Here is a 19,756-nt window from a genome sequence, read left to right as displayed (position 1 = left end):
TGCGCGCCGTTCTGATCTCGCCACTTTGGCCCGATTGGCCAATCAAATGTCCCAAGTCACACTGTTAACATTATTTTCACAAAATTACTATGAGGAAGGTCACAATTTTGTAGAGATTAAACATGCAATTTACTGAAGAGCACAATGCACTTAGAAAAACGGTCCACGATTTTGTAAACCAAGAAATGGACCCGTTTATTGATGAATGGGAGCACGAAGGCATTGCACCGCTTCATGGTTTATTCAAAAAAATGGGCAACTTGGGGCTGTTGGGTATTCAAAAGCCTGAACCATACGGCGGTGCGGGTTTAGATTATAGCTACAACCTTGTATTTGCAGAAGAAATTGGTCGCGCCTATGGTGGCTCTATCCCTATGGCTATTGGGGTACAAACCGATATGGCTACCCCTGCCTTGGCCCGTTTTGGCAGCGATGAGCTTAAGCGCGAATTTTTAGCTCCGGCTATTGCAGGCGATATGGTTACCTGCATTGGCGTAAGCGAGCCTGGCGCGGGGTCTGATGTAGCAGGCCTTAAAACCTCTGCCCGCTCAGATGGCGACGACTACGTTATCAACGGCACCAAAATGTGGATAACAAACGCTACGCAAGCCGACTGGATTTGTTTGTTAGCCAACACCAGCGACGGGCAAGTACACGCCAATAAATCACTTATTGTTGTGCCACTCAACACGCCGGGTATCACCATTTCTAAACCCTTGAACAAGCTAGGCATGCGCGCCAGCGACACGGGTCAGATTTTTTTCGATAACGTACGTGTACCCAAGCGCTTTTTAATTGGTGAGGAAAATAAAGGCTTCACCATGCAAATGATGCAGTTTCAGGAAGAGCGTATGTACGCCGCAGCAAGTGCATTAAAAGGTATGGAGCGCATTATTAACGACACCATTGCGTGGGCCCAAGAGCGTCACACTTTTGGTCAACCCGTTATCAACAATCAAACCGTTCACTTTAAATTAGCTGAATTGCAAAGCGAAATTGAAGCGTTGCGCGCCTTAACGTGGCAGGCCTGTCAGGATCATATTGAAGGAAAAGATGCTACGTATTTGGCGTCTATTGCAAAACTTAAAAGTGGCCGACTGTGGCGACAGGTAAGTGATGGCTGCCTTCAATTCTGGGGCGGTATGGGTTTCATGTGGGATAACCCTGTAGCACGTGCATACCGTGATACACGCATACTGTCGATAGCCGGCGGTAGCGATGAAATGATGCTAGGCATTATTGCTAAGTACATGGATATATTCCCAAAACGTAGATAGCGCTGTGCTGAATATGAAAAATACCGTTTACGATTTACTTGATAAGAACATGCGCTTACCGGTTATTTGCGCGCCCATGTTTTTAGTATCAAGCCCCAATTTAGTTATTAACGCATGTAAAAATGGCGTTGTAGGTAGTTTCCCGGCTTTTAACACCCGTACTCAAACCACGTTAGATGAGTGGTTAACTACCATTACCGAAGCCCTTGAGGCCGAAAAACAAAAAGATCCGACTGCAACGGTGGCTCCATTCGCTGTAAACATGGTGGTTCATGCTTCAAACAAACGCCTGCACGACGATTTTGAAGTAGTGAAAAAGCACAAAGTTCCCTTCGTCATTACCAGTCAGGGAAACCCCAAGGCTATTGTCGATGCAGTACATGAATGGGGCGGCATTGTATTTCACGATGTTATTACTGTTGCGCATGCACGAAAAGCCATTGACGCTGGCGTCGACGGCCTCGTTTTAGTGGCAGCTGGCGCAGGCGGGCACGCGGGCGAAGTTAACCCGTTTGCACTGGTGCGAGAGGTCAGAGAGTTTTGGAGCGGGCCTTTAGTGTTAGCAGGTGCCATTAACGACGGGTACGGCATAAGAGCAACGGAAGTGTTAGGCGCTAATTACAGCTATATGGGCACACGCTTTATTGCCACCACAGAGGCTGAAGTTAACCCAGATTACAAAGCCATGCTGGTTGACGCCGACCTTAATGACTTGGTGTTTACCGACACATTTACCGGCGTTAAGTGCCACTTTTTAAAGCCTTCAATTACACGCGCAGGCATAGATTTATCGCAGATTGAAGGAAAAACACATGTTGACTTAGATTTAGGCGGCAGCAACGCGTGGAAAGATATGTGGAGCGCAGGACACGGCGTAAGCGGTATTCATTCTGTTGTGCCCGTCGCTTACCTTATCGAGCAACTTGTTGACGAATACAATAACGCGTCTCAAGTTCAAGCATTCAACGGCGCCGCTTATCACAACATGAAAGTAGGACGCTAAGCTATGGCCAAATTTCACTCAAACATTGATGTAAAAAGCGCGTCGTTTAGTCAAAACTACTCGACAATGGAAGAAGCAGTGCAAGCATTTCGCTGCATCGAGCAAACCGTTATTCAAAACGCGCAAGAAAAAGCGCCGCGCTACGAAGAAAAAGGACTGCTATCGCCGCGCAACCGTCTGGCTTTATTGCTTGACCCCAACCGCCCCTTTTTGCCCATTTCCACTCTATGTGGTTATTTGCAAGAAGGTGATAAAGACGGCAGTGCTGCTGGCGGCGGTGTTATAGCTGGAATTGGCTATGTGGCAAACACCCGCTGCGTGGTAATGGTTGATGATTACCTTACCAAAGGCGGCAGCATCACAGAACTTGGCAGTAAAAAGCGACTTCGCCTTTATCATATTGCGCTTCAACAGAAACTGCCGGTTATAGCACTGTCACAAAGCGGGGGTGGCGATCTTACCTCACTGGGCGACTGGTTTGGTTTTTCAGCCGCTGGATTTGCCATGCAGGCGCGCTTGTCGGCTGCTGGCATACCGCAAATTACCGTTGTGCACGGCAGTGCAACGGCGGGTGGCGCATACCAACCCGGACTGTCCGACTACGTGATCATGATACGCAAACAGTCAACGGTATATTTAGCCGGCCCTCCACTGCTTAAGGCTGCTACTGGCGAAGTCGCTACCGATGAGGAAATTGGCGGCGCTGAAATGCACAGTGAAGTGTCGGGCGTGGCAGACTTTTTAGCGGAAAATGATGCCGACAGCATTCGCATTGCCCGTGAAGTTACACAGATGTTGAATTGGAATAAGGATGCCCCTGAAGAAAAACCATTGTGCAACGCTGCGCCTGTTTATTTAGCAGACGAATTGCTTGGCATTGTTCCCAAAGATGCGAAAACGCCTTTTGATGTACGCGAGGTCATTGCTCGTATTGCTGACAAATCAGATTTTGTTGAGGTAAAACCTGAATTTGACATGGGTACGGTGTGTGGTTACATCGCCGTGGAAGGGCGCACTTGCGGCGTAATAGGCAATAACGCTCCCATTACCGCGAAAGGGGCTGCAAAAGCAGCGCAATTTATACAACTTTGCGAACAAGCTGGCACTCCACTTTTGTTTTTACACAACACCACCGGTTTTTTGGTCGGCACTGAGTCTGAACGAGCAGGCATTATTAAGCATGGCGCTAAGCTTATTCAAGCTGTTACTAACGCCACTGTACCCAAAATAAGCATAGTGCTGGCGGGTTCATTTGGGGCTGGCAATTACGCTATGGCCGGACGCGGTATAGAGCCCGACTTTATGTTTGCTTGGCCGCGCTCGGTAGTAGCGGTAATGGGCCCAGCTCAGGCAGGTAGTGTACTGCGCACTGTCGCACACGCCAAAATGCAGCGAAGCGGCGACGTCGACTCAGACAAACTCACTGCATTGGAACAACACACCGTGGCCGTGATGGAAGCAAAATCACGGGCGCTCGCAAATTCCGCTCGCTTGTGGGATGACGGCATTATCGACCCTCGCGACACCCGTTCTGTCGTTGCGTTTGTTCTCGCTATTTGTGAACGCGCGAAAACCAAGCACTTACATCCCACCAGCTTTGGCGTTGGCCGGCTATAACACAATATCGACTAGGGAGCACCGGCAATGGAACATAGCACTACTCAGCTACATTCAACGGTTTTTAAAGAGATTTCTGCACAGCTTGCAGACGGCGTATTACACATTCAGTTTAATCGCCCCCACAAGAAAAATGCCATGAACTTAGCGTTTGTTGAAGAAGTTATGCAGTGTTTTACCTATGGGGAAGAGCTTAGCGGCCTGCGAGCGGTAGTCGTTGTAGGAAGTGAGGGTAACTTTTGCGCTGGCGGCGATATATCCGATATGCATTTGTCATCGCTCAGCGAGTCTGAACGAGAGGAAACCATTTGGCATTTTAATCGCAGCTTCGGACGCATGATAACGCAGGTAAAACATTCGCCCATACCGGTTATTGCGGCTGTGGAGGGCGCCGTTCTCGGTGGAGGGTTTGGCTTGGCCTGCGTTGCCGATATCACCATTGCCAGCGATAACGCATTTTTCGCACTGCCTGAAACTGGATTAGGTGTTATTCCTGCACAAATAGCACCCTTTGTGGCTGGTCGTATTGGCATTGATCACACTAAGCGACTAGCGCTAACTGGCGAAAAGCTAAACGCAGAGCAAGCACTGCATTTGGGTTTAGTACATCGCGTTTGTTCACCCCAGACCCTCAAAGGCCAAATAAACAGTGTAATTAAACAAGTAAAACAGTGTGCACCTGAGGCGAATTCAAGTACCAAGCGCTTATTGTTAGGGCTAAATAACACCCCCCTTGAACAAATTCTTGATAACGCCGCCGCTGCATTTGTTCGCGCTCTCTCTTCTGAAGAAGGGGTAGAGGGAACCAAAGCATTTATGCAAAAACGCAAACCTTTTTGGTGCGAGTAAATATACTATGACGCAAATTATTCAAAAAATCCTTGTTGCGAATCGCGGCGAAATAGCATGCCGCATCATGAAAACCGCACACAAACTTGGCTTTTTCACCGTAGCCGTTTATAGCGATGCAGATCGCAATGCATTGCATGTACAGCAGGCCGATGAAGCCATTTACATTGGCGCTGCCGATCCTACATCGTCTTACCTTAATAGCGAAAAAATCATAAATGCCGCGCTCACAACACAGGCCGATGCTATTCATCCCGGGTATGGCTTTTTATCTGAAAATGCAGATTTCGCAGACAAATGTGCACGGGCAGGTCTGGTCTTTATAGGTCCAAGCCCAGACGCAATAGCTTTAATGGGAAGCAAACGTTTGTCAAAAATTGCAATGCTTAACGCCGACGTACCGTGCATTCCTGGCTATGAAGGTAGCGACCAAACTAACGCTACGCTGATAGAACAAGCCAACATAATCGGCTTTCCGCTTATGGTTAAAGCTAGCGCGGGCGGTGGCGGTAAAGGCATGCGCTTGGTGCATAAAGCAGAAGAGTTAGTCGCCCAAATCTCAACCGCACGCTCTGAAGCTTTGAACGCGTTTGGCTGTGACGAACTTATTTTAGAGCGCGCCTTAATTGCGCCAAGACATATAGAAATTCAAATTTTTGCAGACCACCACGGCAATACCGTTTATTTAGGCGAACGAGACTGTTCTGTGCAGCGCCGACATCAAAAAGTCATTGAAGAAGCCCCATCTCCTTTTGTTGATGTTGCGTTGCGCAAACGCATGGGTGAAGCAGCGGTAGCTGCGGCAAAAGCATGCCAATACTGCGGCGCTGGCACTGTAGAGTTTCTGGTAGACAGCGATAAACAATTTTACTTTTTAGAAATGAACACCCGTCTTCAGGTAGAGCACCCAGTAACCGAATTAGTAACAGGTCTGGATTTAGTAGAGTGGCAACTGCGGGTTGCATGCAAAGAGCCCCTGCCATTAGCGCAGCAAGATATTCATATTACCGGTCACGCTATTGAAGTGCGTTTATACGCTGAAGAGCCTCGCCAAAACTTTATGCCGCAAACTGGTAAGGTAAAAATATGGCAGCCAGCTTCAAATGCTAGAACGGACCACAGCGTTTACACAAACATGGAAGTAAGTAGTCACTACGACCCAATGCTCGCCAAAATAATAGTAAACGCAGATAACCGCAATGGCGCCATACGTAAAATGGCCCGCGCCCTAAGCGAAACGCAAATTCTGGGAATAAATACAAATAAGCACTTTTTACAAAACATTGTGCAAAGCCCGGCATTTTCAGGTTCTGAGGTAACAACGGCCTTCATCGAGCAGCACGCTCAAGGCGAAGCCATGCAAGGTAGCCTTACACCCTCGTTTTCGCTGCTAGCTAAAGCAGCTTTGCTATTTACGCTGGCACGCACAAGTAATAAAGATGAACCAAGCCCATTCATTCCAACTTGGCAACACAGTATGGGCATACCCTACCCTGTTAAGCTTTGCTGCAACGACATGACTACGCCGTTAACGGTTACGCCCGAAGGTGAGCGCTATCGCGTTCGCCACTCAGATACAGGAGAAGCGATAACGCTTACGCCTTTAGCTTGCTCGACAACAAGTCTGGAAGTAGAGGTGAAGCAACAGCGACACCGTGTGCGCTTCTCAAAACCAGACAACACGCTATTTATTGACGATGGCACGGGGCATTTTGTGTTTACCTGTGTCACCCATAGTAAAGCGGTTAACCAAGCCAAGCAGGGAACTGCGCAAGTCAGTGCCGTGATGGACGGTGTTATTGTCGCGTTACTTGTAGAACAAGACAGCGCCGTGAACGCAGGCGACACCGTGGCCATTATGGAAGCGATGAAAATGGAGCATCCGCTAAAGGCAACAATAGATGGCGTTGTTCAGCTTAACGCTATTGAAACAGGCGATCAGGTTAAATCTAAACAAGTTATTGCCACTATATTGCAAGCCGAAGAGGTTACCCATGAACAAAAGTAATGTGCGTATAGGTGGTGCGTCAGCGTTCTATGGCGACAGCCAACTTTCAGCCAGACAGCTCGTTGAAAAAGGCGACATCGATTACCTTGTTTTTGACTACCTGGCTGAAGTCACTATGGCCATTTTATCTCAGGCCAAGACCAAGAACGAAAATCTTGGGTATGCTGTTGATTTTGTCGATATAGCCATGAAAGACGTGCTGCAAGACTGCGCCCAAAAAGGTATTAAAATTGTGGCAAACGCAGGGGGAGTAAATGTACCAGCCTGCATTGAAGCACTGAGTGCGCTATGTGAAAACCTTAATTTGAATTTAAATATAGTGGGTGTTTTTGGTGATAACTTGCTTAGCGAAGCACGCGATACGGTATTGGCGAAAAATAGCACTAATGACATAGATTCTGGAATCCCCCTGCCGGATACGCTTGCTTCAATGAACGCGTATCTAGGCGCGCAACCCATAGCCGACGCACTCGACGCTGGGGCAGATATTGTTGTTACCGGTAGGGTGGTAGACAGCGCGCTTGTGCTTGGGCCGTTAATGCACGAATTTTCATGGCGCGGCGATGATTATAATACGCTGGCGCAAGGCGCGTTAGCAGGCCACCTACTCGAATGCGGCGCACAATGTACGGGTGGCAATTTTACCGACTGGGAGCAAGTACCCGACTTTTCAGATATGAGTTACCCCATCGCAGAGGTAGAGCCAAACGGCGAATTCACCATCGCTATTCCGCCGCAAACGGGTGGTTTGGTTACCACAGCTTCGGTGGCCGAGCAGTTGCTTTATGAAATAGGCGACCCAGCCAATTACCGCCTTCCCGATGTGTGCTGCGACTTTACTCAGGTTACCTTACAGCAATTGCAAGAAAACATCGTAAAGGTAACAGGTGCCCTTGGCGCTTCGCCCGGCAACCAGTATAAGGTTTGTGCCACCTATATTGATGGTTACAAACTTAGTGGCACTTTTTTTATTGCGGGCTTTCAAGCAAAGCAGAAAGCACTGACCAATATCCATGCCCTGCTAGCGCGCACAGAGCGCGCTTTACAGCAAAAGGGTTTGGCCCCGTTTACAAATACCTGTATTGAAATACTGGGTAGTGAAGCCACCTTTGGTCCCCATGCTTTGGCTGAACACACGCGAGAGGTTGTCGCTAGATTTTCCCTACATCATCACAATATCAAGGCCCTTTACTTTTGCGCCAACGAAATGGCCTATTTAGCGACATCTGCCACACCGGGTATGGCGGGCTTTGGCGCAGGGCGACCTAAGCCACAACCCCTTATTCGCGTTCACTCCTTTTTTGTCAGCAAAGAAGATGTCGCTGTAAAAATTCAAAAAAACCGTGAAGTAATAAAGCAAAGCACATATGAAACCGATGCACCAAACCAGCTTTCTGTGGGGCTGCGCTACACTAACCCTGCACTTTCATCGCTGGATGCAGATACTGATGTTGTCACGCTTCCACTTGTGGAGTTAGTGTGTGCCCGCAGCGGCGATAAAGGTGACAACTTGAATATTGGCGTCGTGTCGCGGCACCCTGATTTACTTCCCTTTCTTTATACAACCCTGACCGCTGACGCAGTGGAACACTTCTTCGCTCATGCGGTACAAGGCCAAGTAACACGCTATGAGCTGCCCGGTATTGGCGGTTTCAACTTTCTGCTAACTCAAGCTTTGGGCGGCGGTGGCACAGCTTCGTTGCGCACAGATAGCCAAGGAAAATCTGCCGCGCAAACGCTTTTAATCATGCCGGTTAGCGTACCCGTTTCACTTTTACCCTTCACGAAAAGCAAAGGTGTATAAATGGCGTATCAATCAACATTGGCGGCAAACAGTTTTTTAGATCAAACCATTGTGGTAACCGGTGGCGGTAGCGGTATAGGCCGGTGCACCGCGCACGAGCTTGCTTCATTAGGCGCTGAGGTGGTGTTAATTGGAAGAACGGAAAGTAAGCTGGCGAATACAGCACGTGAAATTCAACGCGAAGGAAAAAAAGCTGACTATTTTTCACTGGATATTCGTTGTGAGGATGACGTTTCACATACCGTAAAAACACTTTTACAAACCCACAAACGAGTTCACGGTCTGGTAAACATGGCTGGCGGACAGTTCCGAGCCCCGTTGTCGAACATTTCTCAGAACGGCTTTGAGAAGGTTGTTCAAACTAATTTGGTGGGCGGTTTTCTAGTGGCCAAGACGCTTTTCAATGAACATTTTAAAACCTATGGCGGCAATATTGTAAATGTTACTGCCGATAACAAAAACGGTATGCCCGGCATGGGACACTCGGGTGCAGCGAGAGCGGGAGTAGAGAACTTAACTAAAACTGCCGCGTGGGAATGGGGACCATTCGGGGTAAGAGTAAATGCAGTCGCGCCTGGGTGGGTGGCATCATCAGGGTTAGACACCTACCCAGAAGAAATGAAACACGCCATTCGCGGTTTAAAACACGCAGTACCACTAGGGCGTATCGCCAGCGAAGCTGAGGTTGCTGCTACCGTCTGTTTTCTTTTAAGTAAAGGCGCCAATTTTGTTTCGGGGCAAACGCTGTTTGTCGACGGTGGCGCCAGCATGGGTTCGGCGCCTGCCCTTTATCCACTTGAACACCCCCAACAACCAACGAGTCACACATGGGATGGTTTTCACTTAAGTACCGCGCCAGATGTATTGCGTTAACGACAAGGACATAAGCATGAATACACAGCCATTAGAAAAGAACCTAGTAGAGCGGGTTGCAATAGGCGATTTGCTACGAAGACGCGCGAGAGATAGCGGCAATCTGCCGGCGTTGGTAGATTTTTACGACAATGAACGTCGCTCCCTTACATACCGCGCTCTTAATATTAAAGTTAATAAACTTGCCAATGCACTTGTGCAGAAAGACATTCAACAGGGCGATAGGTTGGCAGTACTAGCAATGAATCAAATCGACGTCGTCGCCATTTATTTTGCATGCTATAAACTCGGTGTCATTGTTGTGCCGATAAACTTTATGCAAAGCGTACCTGATGTAAGATTTAATATTGAACACAGTGGCGCAAAAGTGGTGGTTTTCGATCCCTTACTGTCTGACCTGGCGTTGGCAGCAACAAATGACAACAAGAACATTAGCTTTACCCTCCAGATAGGGCAAAACGAGGGTGAAGCAACTTACGCCCTTGAAACACTAATTAAAAACAGTCCCGACACTGAAATTGAAGATAGGATCATAGGCGACAGAGACACCGCGCACATGATCTATACTTCAGGTACAACATCAAAACCCAAAGCAGTAGAAACCTCGCACCTGTCGCTAACTATCGCGGCACTTACCGCAGCTATAGAATTAGAGTTAAGTTCAGAGTGTAAAATGTTGCTGGTCTTGCCTTTATTTCACTGCACAGCGCTATCTATTTTGTACCCTACTTTTTTAAGAGGCGGTTGCTGTACACTCCATGCCTCGTTCGAGCCCATGCAAATAGCAGACAGCCTCGAACATGAAAAAATAGAGACGTCTGTGCTGCTTCCCATGATGTGGAACGCGCTGATGGCCACAGAAGGATTCAATCAGCGCGACCTTAGTCATTTCAGACTAGCAATATATGGCATGGCGCCGATGAGTGAACAAAATCGTCAACAAATTCGAGAAACATTTGGGTGCAAAGTTCACTTGGGCAGTGGCCAAACTGAATTCAGCCCTGTTTCCTGCTTATTTAAAGACAAATGTGAAACCGAGTTCGCCGAAGGAAATTATTGGGGTGTACCTTTATGCTTTAATGAGCAAGCTGTAATTGATGAAGACGGGAACGAAGTACCACAGGGTGAAACCGGTGAAATTGTTTGGCGTGGCCCTCAGGTCATGAATGGTTATTATAAAAATGAAGATGCCAGCCAGGCTGCATATAAATTTGGCTGGCACCACACAGGAGACTTGGGGTTTATTGATAGTAAAGGCCAACTAATGTTTATTGACCGAGTGAAAGACACGATTAAATCTGGCGGTGAGAACGTGTCTTCACAAAAAATAGAACAAGTGCTTTGTTTAATTGATGAGGTAGAGGCCGCAGCCGCGATAGGTGTACCCCACCCTTATTGGGGAGAAGCCGTGTGCGTTTGTGTAGTGGGAAGCCATTTAACAGAAGCATCACTACCTATGATCAATGCTATCTGTAAAGACAGACTCGGTAGGTTTGAAGTGCCTAAACAGGTATTTTTCTGCGATGACTTACCCATGACGAGCACAGGAAAAATTCGTAAGGTAGAGCTTCGCGAGCGTTACAAAGATTATTTCATGCAGTGATGATATTGCCGGCTTAGCGGGGCCATTGAGAGCCCCGTCAATATCTTGCATTAAAGTCTTGGCTAACAGCGGTACACTCCTTTTATCAGTGCCGTTTAAAGCTCTTCTTCCTCGTCTCCACGCATAAATGCTATGGGCACATACAATAGTGCTAATCCTGTTTCAGGGTCGCTTATTGGTCTCAATGTTCAATGCACTTTTGTGCTCTTGTAGCACGTAAAATTAATAAGGTTGATAGCGACGATTGAACATATTTTTAAGACTGAAATAGCAGACATTTGGTTGGCTTTAGCCTAGTACTGCCAGCGTTATATTAGATTTTAATTATATTGTTTCACTTGATATACAAGCTCGTATTTTCAGGAGGGAAAATTAGTGAACTGGACAACAACCCCGTTTGAACCATTAGCCGGTTTGGCAGGTGGGCTGCTAATAGGCTCGTCAGTAGTATTGCTGCTGTATACGCTTGGCCGCATTGCAGGTATATCAGGCATTGCCGCCGGCGCAATGACTCAACGTGGCGCTGAACGTTACTGGCGGCTGGCCTTTTTAGTAGGCATTGTTTTATCTGCCGTGCTGTACATGGTATTTGTAGGCGATTTACAAATTCAAACTCAAATGGGCTCGTGCTGGCTGATAGTAGCAGGCTTATTAGTGGGCTTTGGAACGCGCCTTGGTTGTGGGTGTACATCGGGCCATGGCGTTGCCGGGCTTTCCCGATTATCGCCCCGCTCTATTGTAGCAACCGTTACTTTTATGGCAGCGGCGATTGCCACTAGCACCGTAATAAGACACCTGTAAGTTACCGAGGAGAGAACACTATGAAATCAATTATTGCCTCGCTGACTTGCGGGCTTCTGTTTGGCTTTGGCCTTATTGTATCGGGTATGAGCAACCCTGCCCGCGTGCTGAACTTTTTAGATTTAAGCGCAAATTGGGATGCCACATTGGCGTTTGTAATGGGTGGCGCTATCTTGGTGGCCGCACCGGGTATGTATTGGGTGCGTAAACGCAACAAGCCTTTGTTTGCCGACAAGTTCGACATTCCATCCAATAAAACCATTGATGCAAAGTTAATTCTGGGCTCTGCGGCGTTTGGCATTGGCTGGGGTATTAGTGGTTTCTGCCCAGGTCCTGCAGTAGTGGCGATTGCGTCGCTTCAAACTGATGTTCTGTTGTTTGTAGGTGCCATGACCGTCGGCATGCTGGCGCAGCATTGGTTGAAGTCAAAGGCGGCTTAGTACTCACTTAACAATTTACGGTTTTCCCTTTCAATAAACCTACCCCCAATGCGGCCATAGTTACCGCAATAAGGCCATTTAGATAGTTGAAAAACGCATAGGGTGCATAATCGAGTACGTCAACGCCAAGGGTAGCAGAGTAAAACGCGCCGGCGGTTGTCCACGGAATAAGCCCCGTGGTCATGGTTGCGCCCTCTTCTACCGACCGGGACAGCAGAGCAGGGTCGAGCTTTTGTTGTTCATATTTTGCTTTGAACAACTGACAATTTAATATAATTGATATATAGGCTTCTCCCATAGCCACATTGCCCAAAAAACCAGAGGCTATGGTTACCGCTACTAAGCTTGCTGTGCGCTTCACCCGTTTGATAATGCCCGCCAACAGTGCCGCTAAAAAACCCGCACCGTGTAATATACCGCCTAATGCGATTGCCATTAGGGCGAGCAGTAAGGTCCAGCTCATGCTGCTAATGCCACCCCGCCCTAGTAGGGCGTCTAAATTCGCGATACCCGTATTTTGCGGGGTGTTTTCCCACAACGCGTTAAGTACGCTAATGGTGTTAGTGCCTTGGTAGAAAATAGCGATGGTAACCGCAAGCAGGATGCTGGATGACATGGTTACTTCAGCAGAGACTTTTTTGATGCTTAGTACCGTAAGTAGCATTAGCGGTAACAGTGTTATATAGGGCGCAAGGTTATATTGCGACGCGAGCGCCGCTTTAATTTCAAATACCTGACCTGCGTTTAAACTTTCGCTTGCGTAGCTAAAACCTATGACTAGAAAAATAACGAGCGAGAGAAGGAAAGTAGGCAGCGTAGTAAACAGCATACTATACATATGCCTATAGAGGTTCGTGCCCGCACTCATAGCCGCAAGGTTGGTGGTATCAGAAACTGGTGACATTTTATCGCCGAAGGTTGCGCCACACACCACCATTGCGGCCACTATGGGAGGCGGTATGTTCATGGCTACGCCAATGCCCATAAGCACTACGCCCATGGTGCCCACCGTTCCCCACGATGTGCCTGTTGATACCGACATAACCGCACACAAAATTAACCCCACCGCTAGAAACACACAGGGGTTTAGCCAACTTAATCCGTAATAAATGAGCGTTGAAATAGTGCCGCTTTGCATAAAGCTGGCGATAACCATTCCAATCAGTATGAAGATATAGATGGCCGGCATGGCCCGGGTTAATGCACTGGTCATTAATTCGCGAATTTGCAGGTACGTGTACCCCAAACTAAAGGCATTCGCTCCAGCCCACAGCAAACAAAGAAAAATTAATGCATGCAGGCTTATGCCAAGACCGAACAATCCACCTGCTATTAGCGCGACAATAACGCTAAAACAAAGCAATGACTGAGCAAAACTAGGGCTACGTAAAGACCGAGGCGACATGAAAGACTTGTTGAACCGCTTTAAAAATGAAAGTAGTGAAAAATAGTATAACGACTTTGCTGTGCGTTGGAATGACTTTGACGCTGCATAGGCTTGGAATACGCATAGTGCTTTAAAAAGCAATGGCCCGCCCTAGAGGATTCGAACCTCTGACCTCGGCCTCCGGAGGGCCGCGCTCTATCCAGCTGAGCTAAGGGCGGTGAGTAGAAACAGTGCAGTAGCCGCTGAACGTTTATAACAATGAACTACGCAACAACACGTATGCTTCAGACGGGGCGTAATGATACTTAGGCCGAGGGTTGGCTTCAACTCATTTATTAAAATCTCTTTAGGTGGCTTGGGACAAGTGTTAAAAATCCTTACTTTTTATAGGTAATTGGCTTCAAATAGTTGTTCAACCCCAATTTACCGTTATAATCTGGCCAGTTATATTTTAAACAAATTCATCATTGCCTGGAGACAGATGTGAAATTAAAAACTTGGTTAACTGTTGCTGCTACTGCCCTAACTATTTTTGCAGCACAAGCACAAGAAATGAGTAACGATGAAATTGCCGATCGCATTAAGCCGGTAGGTCAGGTACACGTAGCTGGCGCAGCGGCTGAAGGAAGTGCTGGTGCAGCGGGTGGTGCAAAGTCTGGTGAAGAGGTTTACAACTCTGCATGTGTTGCATGTCACTCAGCAGGTGTTTTAGGTGCGCCTAAAGTTCACGTTGCAGCAGACTGGCAACCACGTTTAGACGATCGCGGCCTTGACGGCGTATGGCAAAATGCATTGAACGGCATTAATGCTATGCCACCTCGTGGTACATGCGGCAACTGTTCTGATGACGAAATTAAAGCTGCAATCGAGTACATGATCGAAGGTATCTAATACTCGCTAAATCGCAACAACTTGATGGAAAAAGTAGCGTTTTCTCCCCTAATCGGGTAATTTACCCCTTTGGGGAAACGTTACTTTTTACTGGCGAGCGGAATGTCACAAGATTCGACGCAACACGAGTTGACGGAAGAAGAACTGCGCGAACTTATACCGCAGCTTCAGCAACTTACTGACAAGTACAAGCGCGCTGAACGTGTTCAGAAGGCGCTTTTCGATATTTCTGAGCTTTCCAGTTCTGTAAGTCACCTCAACCGTCTGTACTCTGCTATTCATGAAATTATTGCTGATTTCATGAACGCTGATAATTTCTTTGTTGCCTTCTACGAACCTGAAAGCAATGTTATAGATTTTGCTTACTTTATTGATGAGTTTGACGAGCAAACTGTTCCCCAGTTACCCGCAGAGTCGTTAATGGATGGCATGACTGGTTACATTCTTAAAACCGGTAACTATCTATTTTACAAACGTGACGATGAGGAAGCTTTTGCCTCTCAGTTCGATATAAAGCTGGTTGGCTCGCAGCCATTCGAGCTGTTGGGTGTGCCACTCAAGCGTGGAAGTCAGGTTATAGGTGCCATGGTAGTGCAAACCTATGACGAGGGTGTGCACTATACGCAAGAAGATTTAGAAGTTCTGCTGTTCGTTTCTCAACACATCGTTACAACAGTAGATAGAGTAAAAAACAGAGAACTTACTGAACGCACCATCCGCGAGCGTACCCGCCAACTTCGTAAAATTAACGACGACCTTCAAGAAGAAATTTTAGAGCGCCAAAAAGTAGAGTCGCTACAGCAGGCTTTATTCGAGATATCTGAGTTGGCCGCCAATCTTGAAGGCGATATGGATGTATTTTATTCCAGCCTACACGAAATTTTAGCAAGGCTAATTAGCGCACCGAACTGTTACATTGCCATTCTTGATAAAGAAAATGAACTACTCGCATTCCCCTATTTCAGTGATGCACAAGATAAAGACATAAGTTCAAGACCTTTAGGGCTGGGACTTACTGAATTCGTGCTGCGAACAGGGCAAGCCGAGCTGGTTAACCCGCCTAGAGTACTGGAGCTAGCTGAGTCTGGCGATTTAGATGTGTCGGTTGCACAAACCATGTTAAACAGCGCGAACTCCTGGTTAGGTTCTCCGCTTGTTGTAGATGGTGAGATTGCAGGTGTTATTGCGGTACAAACTTACGGAAAGCACGCTAAATACAATTCTCGCGACCAAGAGCTTTTGCGCTTTGTGTCGCATCATATTGCCGTAGCCATTGAACGTAAACGCAATACCGAATCGATACAGCGCTATAACGTTGAGCTCGAAGAGCGTGTTAGAGAACGCACAGCTGAACTTAATCGCGCCAATAAATTTTTAAAACAACAAATTGAAGAGCGTAAAGAAATTGAGCTTAAGCTCATACACGATGCGCACCACGACTCGCTAACCGATTTACCCAACCGCGCCATGTTCACCAGCCGCTTAGAGCTTGCCATAGCCAGTAAGCAGCGTTACAGCGAAAACATGTTTTCAGTGCTGTTTATCGATTTGGACCGTTTTAAAGTCATTAACGACACCCTAGGGCATCATGCTGGGGACGAATTCTTAATTGAGGTAGCTAGGCGTATTGGGCTGTGTATCCGTGGTCACGACCTGTTAGCGCGATTAGGTGGCGATGAGTTCGTTGTGCTGCTGGATAACTTTGAAGATGAAGCAGACGTAGAGGAAGTGGCTAGCCGCATTATTTTATCCATTTCTGAGCCGTTTTTACTTGATGGCCGAGAGATGTATTCAGGGGCAAGTATAGGTATTGCGCATTTAGAAACTTACTACCGCGCCGCTGATGAAGTGCTTCGAGATGCCGATGCAGCAATGTACCAAGCAAAAACACTGGGTCGCGGACGCTTTGTTATGTTCGATAAAAGCATGCGCGACAGGCTTATTGAAGAGCTTGAGCTTGAAAATGAGTTCAGACGTGCCCTGCGTGAAGAAGAGTTTGATTACTTCTTACAGCCCGTAATAAAGCTTAATGATAACAGCACGCTGTATAAAGAGATGTATATACGCTGGTCACACCCCGCCTACGGCAAGATTGCTAGAGAACAGTTCAGACAAGTGGCTGAGCACAGCGGCCTAACACTAGATTTAGACTTGTTCCAGCTAAATAAGGCCTGCGAGCTGTTAAACCATTTTAAAAACACCAGTGACCCCATAAATAAAATAGCAGTTAATGTTTCAATTAATCATTTGCTACAGGCTTCCATGGTAAATCAGATGATTAACGTAATTGAAACCTCAGGCATAACGCCCAGTCAGTTGGTATTTGAATTCGATGAAAACGACTTAAATCGCCGTTCTCAGTTCATACTTCCTGCTATTAAGAAGTTAAAACGCGCTGGGGTGACGTTGGTCTTGGATAACTTTGGAAGCGGTTTGGCTTCGCTGAGTTATTTATTTGCTTATCCGTTCGATTTCATCAAAATTGATCATCGCTTCGTTAAATCACTGCCTCGTTCTCAACGAAACTTAAAGCTGATTCAGTCTGTCATGCTTATTTCAGAGCATTTGAAGTTTCAAGTTATTGCTGAAGGCGTAGACTCCGAAGCGCAGCTAGACGCGCTTAACGAAATCGAGTGCATTTATGGTCAGGGCAAAGTGTTAAAGCATGCTAAAGTGCTGGATATGGCTTTAATTGCCAGCTAATAGTTAGTACTCACTCTCCTTACAAGTATAAATTCAGCTACTTTTTTAAAATATCTCTTAAATTGGCGATACCCACCTGTGCCTTTTGCTGGCGCTCTTCTTTGGTGGCTTTTGGTTTTTGATTTTCCCACTGCACATCATCCGGCGGCAGTTCAAATAGGAAGCGGCTTGGCTCTGGGTTGATCACTTCACCAAACTGGCGACGCTCTTTTGCAAGACTGAATATGAGCTCGCGTTGGGCACGAGTAATACCTACATAAGCAAGTCGTCGTTCTTCTTCTACATTATCTTCGTCAATGCTGCTTTGGTGCGGTAGTAACCCCTCTTCCATTCCCACTAAGAACACAATGGGGAATTCCAAACCTTTTGAAGCATGCAGTGTCATTAACTGTACTTGATCTCCTTCTCCGTCGTCTTCGCCACGCTCCATCATATCGCGCAGAATGAGGCGGTTTACAACTTCTGTTAAGGTCATGGGCTGATCTAGGTCGTTGCCTTCCAGCATATCGTTGACCCAACCAAATAAGGTACTTACGTTAGCCATAGCCATTTCAGCCGCTTTTGGGCTTGCGCTAGTTTCATATAGCCATTCTTCATAACCCATGGTGCGGATCATGGTGCGCACTGCATCAGCAGTGTTGCCGCGCTCTGCGTTGTCTGATAGCTCCACCACCCAGCGGGCAAAGGTCGATACAGAATGAAAGGCTTTATCAGGCAGCACGCTATTTAAGTTAGGGTGCGTTGCCGCTTCGAACATAGACACGCCCAGGCTATTAGCAAAGTTACCAAGTTTTTCTAGCGTAGCGCGGCCTATGCCACGGCCTGGCGTGTTAATAATGCGAAGCAAAGCATTATCGTCGTCCTGATTCACCAATAGCCGTAAATAGGCCATGATGTCTTTTACTTCGGCACGACCAAAGAACGACATACCGCCGCTTATTTTGTAAGGGATGCGGTTGCTCATTAACAGCTTTTCAAAAATACGACTTTGATGATTCCCGCGATATAAAATAGCGTAGTCTTTAAATTTGGTGCGGTTCATAAACTTGTGCGCCAGTAGCTCTGCCACCACTCGCTCACCTTCATGTTCTTCGTTCTTCGCCTCTATCACTTTGAGTGGCTCGCCATATTGCAGCTCTGAGAAGAGGGTTTTATCGAACAAGTGCGGGTTATTCTGAATAAGAATATTTGCGCAATGCAGAATTCGACCTGATGAGCGGTAATTTTGCTGAAGTTTAATCACGTTCAGCCGTGGGAAATCTTGCTGCAACAGGTGCAAATTTTGAGGCTTAGCACCACGCCACGAATAAATAGACTGATCGTCGTCGCCAACCACGGTAAAGCGCGCACGCTCGCCAACCAGTAGCTTCACCAGCTCATACTGACTGGTATTAGTATCCTGGTACTCATCCACCAGCAGGTAACGTATCTTGCTTTGCCATTTTGCTCTTATTGCTTCGCTGCTTTTCAATAGCAACGTGGGCAGTAAGATAAGGTCGTCGAAATCTAGCGCATTATAGGCTTTTAAGTTGTCTTGGTAGCGCTTATAAGCTTCTGCAAATTCTCTTTCTCCCGTGCTCGACGCCGATTTTAGTAAAGCATCGGGCAAAATAAGATCGTTTTTCCAGTTTGAAATGCAGCTTTGCAGAAGCTGGAGCTGATCTTTATCGCCATCAAGAGTGTCTGACGTCAAGTCGTTAAGCAACGCAAACGAGTCTTTATCATCGAATAGTGAAAATCCCCCTTTTAAACCAAGGTCTTTCACGTGAGCTTTAATGATAGTTAAGCCCATGGTGTGGAACGTCGACACTTTTAACCCGCGGGCCTCCGGCTTGCCCAAAGTCTGCGCCACACGTTCTTTCATTTCGCGAGCTGCTTTATTAGTAAAGGTTACCGCAGCAATATAGCGTGCTGGCATGTCGCAGTTTCTCACTAAATGAGCAATCTTGTTGGTAATTACGCGCGTTTTACCACTACCCGCCCCCGCCAGCACCAAACATGGGCCAGACACATAGGTTACGGCAGATTCTTGAGCTTCATTTAGTTTCATTTAATTCCTAAAACAACGTGCATTTAAGGCGCAACACGGTTTTCGTTGCATGTCGTGTCGATACCGATAGAATAGCTTTCATAATTTGAGCTGCGCATTATAAGGGAATTCCATGTTGGATCCGAAGAAACTCGAAGATTTAGCGAAACAAATTGCTGACGCCGTTCCACCTGGCGTTAAAAACATGGCTGAAGAAGCCGAAGGTCGAGTAAAGGCGGTATTGCAGTCGCAGCTGTCTAAGCTAGATTTAGTGACTCGCGAAGAGTTCGACATTCAAAGCCAAGTGCTTATTCGCACTCGTGAAAAGTTAGATGCCATGGAAAGTCGCATTGCCGAACTTGAAGCAAAACTAGCAGAAAAGTAGACGAAGCTAATTGTTGAAACCAGAAAAAGCGCCTTTATGGCGCTTTTTTAATAGGTGCATACTAAGCACATGGCTGGTATTGACTC

15 protein-coding genes and 1 tRNA gene are annotated in these 19,756 nt (G+C 47.0%); 13 read left to right on the top strand and 3 right to left on the bottom strand.

What is annotated here, in order from left to right; all coding sequences use genetic code 11:
- Positions 1-122 precede the first annotated feature (122 nt).
- The 10 genes from V7R42_RS13905 (at position 123) to V7R42_RS13860 (ending at position 12,275) form a co-directional block, all read left to right on the top strand.
- Positions 123-1,277 carry an acyl-CoA dehydrogenase family protein gene (locus V7R42_RS13905; RefSeq protein ID WP_334020867.1) on the top strand — a complete coding sequence of 385 codons (1,155 nt, stop codon included), beginning with the start codon at positions 123-125 and terminating at the stop codon, positions 1,275-1,277.
- Between the two features lie 13 nt (positions 1,278-1,290).
- On the top strand, positions 1,291-2,280 hold the full coding sequence (locus V7R42_RS13900) for an NAD(P)H-dependent flavin oxidoreductase (protein WP_334020866.1): 990 nt from the start codon (positions 1,291-1,293) through the stop codon (positions 2,278-2,280).
- 3 nt (positions 2,281-2,283) lie between these two features.
- Positions 2,284-3,897, top strand: a complete 1,614-nt coding sequence (locus V7R42_RS13895) for an acyl-CoA carboxylase subunit beta (protein WP_334020865.1) — start codon at positions 2,284-2,286, stop codon at positions 3,895-3,897.
- Between the two features lie 27 nt (positions 3,898-3,924).
- Positions 3,925-4,746, top strand: coding sequence for an enoyl-CoA hydratase/isomerase family protein (locus V7R42_RS13890; RefSeq protein WP_334020864.1), 822 nt, complete (start codon positions 3,925-3,927; stop codon positions 4,744-4,746).
- 7 nt (positions 4,747-4,753) lie between these two features.
- Positions 4,754-6,754: an acetyl/propionyl/methylcrotonyl-CoA carboxylase subunit alpha gene (locus V7R42_RS13885; protein WP_334020863.1), complete on the top strand. Its 2,001-nt coding sequence runs from the start codon at positions 4,754-4,756 to the stop codon at positions 6,752-6,754.
- Complete coding sequence (locus tag V7R42_RS13880; protein ID WP_334020862.1) at positions 6,741-8,558, top strand: acyclic terpene utilization AtuA family protein; 1,818 nt, start codon at positions 6,741-6,743, stop codon at positions 8,556-8,558. The genes V7R42_RS13885 and V7R42_RS13880 overlap by 14 nt, the downstream gene beginning before the upstream one ends.
- Complete coding sequence (locus tag V7R42_RS13875; protein ID WP_334020861.1) at positions 8,559-9,431, top strand: SDR family oxidoreductase; 873 nt, start codon at positions 8,559-8,561, stop codon at positions 9,429-9,431.
- A gap of 16 nt (positions 9,432-9,447) precedes the next feature.
- Positions 9,448-11,034: a class I adenylate-forming enzyme family protein gene (locus tag V7R42_RS13870; RefSeq protein WP_334020860.1), complete on the top strand. Its 1,587-nt coding sequence runs from the start codon at positions 9,448-9,450 to the stop codon at positions 11,032-11,034.
- Positions 11,035-11,409: 375 nt separating this feature from the next.
- Positions 11,410-11,835 (top strand): YeeE/YedE family protein, encoded by a 426-nt coding sequence (locus tag V7R42_RS13865; RefSeq protein ID WP_334020859.1) that lies wholly within the window; start codon positions 11,410-11,412, stop codon positions 11,833-11,835.
- A gap of 20 nt (positions 11,836-11,855) precedes the next feature.
- Positions 11,856-12,275: a YeeE/YedE family protein gene (locus V7R42_RS13860; protein WP_334020858.1), complete on the top strand. Its 420-nt coding sequence runs from the start codon at positions 11,856-11,858 to the stop codon at positions 12,273-12,275.
- Positions 12,276-12,282: 7 nt separating this feature from the next.
- Here the strand turns inward: V7R42_RS13860 and nhaC are convergent, their stop codons facing one another.
- Together nhaC and V7R42_RS13850 are read right to left on the bottom strand one after the other, a co-directional pair.
- Positions 12,283-13,680 (bottom strand): Na+/H+ antiporter NhaC, encoded by a 1,398-nt coding sequence (gene nhaC / locus V7R42_RS13855; RefSeq protein WP_334020857.1) that lies wholly within the window; start codon positions 13,678-13,680, stop codon positions 12,283-12,285.
- 123 nt (positions 13,681-13,803) lie between these two features.
- Positions 13,804-13,880, bottom strand: a tRNA-Arg gene (locus V7R42_RS13850).
- 265 nt (positions 13,881-14,145) lie between these two features.
- Here V7R42_RS13850 and V7R42_RS13845 point away from each other — a divergent pair.
- Together V7R42_RS13845 and V7R42_RS13840 are read left to right on the top strand one after the other, a co-directional pair.
- The gene (locus tag V7R42_RS13845; RefSeq protein ID WP_334020856.1) at positions 14,146-14,553 is read left to right on the top strand and encodes a c-type cytochrome; all 408 of its coding nucleotides are present in this window, start codon (positions 14,146-14,148) and stop codon (positions 14,551-14,553) included.
- Between the two features lie 102 nt (positions 14,554-14,655).
- Entirely contained in the window at positions 14,656-17,256 is a 2,601-nt protein-coding gene (locus tag V7R42_RS13840) for an EAL domain-containing protein (protein WP_334020855.1), read from the top strand.
- 37 nt (positions 17,257-17,293) lie between these two features.
- Here the strand turns inward: V7R42_RS13840 and rep are convergent, their stop codons facing one another.
- Entirely contained in the window at positions 17,294-19,306 is a 2,013-nt protein-coding gene (rep, locus tag V7R42_RS13835; RefSeq protein WP_334020854.1) for a DNA helicase Rep, read from the bottom strand.
- A gap of 112 nt (positions 19,307-19,418) precedes the next feature.
- On the opposite strand from rep, the gene ubiK reads away from it, so the two are divergent.
- Entirely contained in the window at positions 19,419-19,670 is a 252-nt protein-coding gene (ubiK, locus tag V7R42_RS13830; RefSeq protein ID WP_014975278.1) for a ubiquinone biosynthesis accessory factor UbiK, read from the top strand.
- Positions 19,671-19,756: the final 86 nt, after the last annotated feature.

Source organism: Alteromonas sp. S015 (genome assembly GCF_036864485.1).
In the GTDB taxonomy this organism is placed as follows: domain Bacteria; phylum Pseudomonadota; class Gammaproteobacteria; order Enterobacterales; family Alteromonadaceae; genus Alteromonas.
This window is presented reverse-complemented; position numbering and strand designations above follow the sequence as displayed.

Excerpts from the sequence above, each read along its gene's own strand:
- ubiK (WP_014975278.1), top strand. The coding sequence starts at position 19,419 with ATGTTGGATCCGAAGAAACTCGAAGATTTAGCGAAACAAATTGCTGAC.
- V7R42_RS13900 (WP_334020866.1), top strand. The coding sequence starts at position 1,291 with ATGAAAAATACCGTTTACGATTTACTTGATAAGAACATGCGCTTACCG.
- V7R42_RS13875 (WP_334020861.1), top strand. The coding sequence starts at position 8,559 with ATGGCGTATCAATCAACATTGGCGGCAAACAGTTTTTTAGATCAAACC.
- V7R42_RS13860 (WP_334020858.1), top strand. The coding sequence starts at position 11,856 with ATGAAATCAATTATTGCCTCGCTGACTTGCGGGCTTCTGTTTGGCTTT.
- rep (WP_334020854.1), bottom strand. The coding sequence starts at position 19,306 with ATGAAACTAAATGAAGCTCAAGAATCTGCCGTAACCTATGTGTCTGGC.
- V7R42_RS13905 (WP_334020867.1), top strand. The coding sequence starts at position 123 with ATGCAATTTACTGAAGAGCACAATGCACTTAGAAAAACGGTCCACGAT.
- V7R42_RS13870 (WP_334020860.1), top strand. The coding sequence starts at position 9,448 with ATGAATACACAGCCATTAGAAAAGAACCTAGTAGAGCGGGTTGCAATA.
- V7R42_RS13895 (WP_334020865.1), top strand. The coding sequence starts at position 2,284 with ATGGCCAAATTTCACTCAAACATTGATGTAAAAAGCGCGTCGTTTAGT.
- V7R42_RS13890 (WP_334020864.1), top strand. The coding sequence starts at position 3,925 with ATGGAACATAGCACTACTCAGCTACATTCAACGGTTTTTAAAGAGATT.
- nhaC (WP_334020857.1), bottom strand. The coding sequence starts at position 13,680 with ATGTCGCCTCGGTCTTTACGTAGCCCTAGTTTTGCTCAGTCATTGCTT.
- V7R42_RS13840 (WP_334020855.1), top strand. The coding sequence starts at position 14,656 with ATGTCACAAGATTCGACGCAACACGAGTTGACGGAAGAAGAACTGCGC.
- V7R42_RS13880 (WP_334020862.1), top strand. The coding sequence starts at position 6,741 with ATGAACAAAAGTAATGTGCGTATAGGTGGTGCGTCAGCGTTCTATGGC.
- V7R42_RS13885 (WP_334020863.1), top strand. The coding sequence starts at position 4,754 with ATGACGCAAATTATTCAAAAAATCCTTGTTGCGAATCGCGGCGAAATA.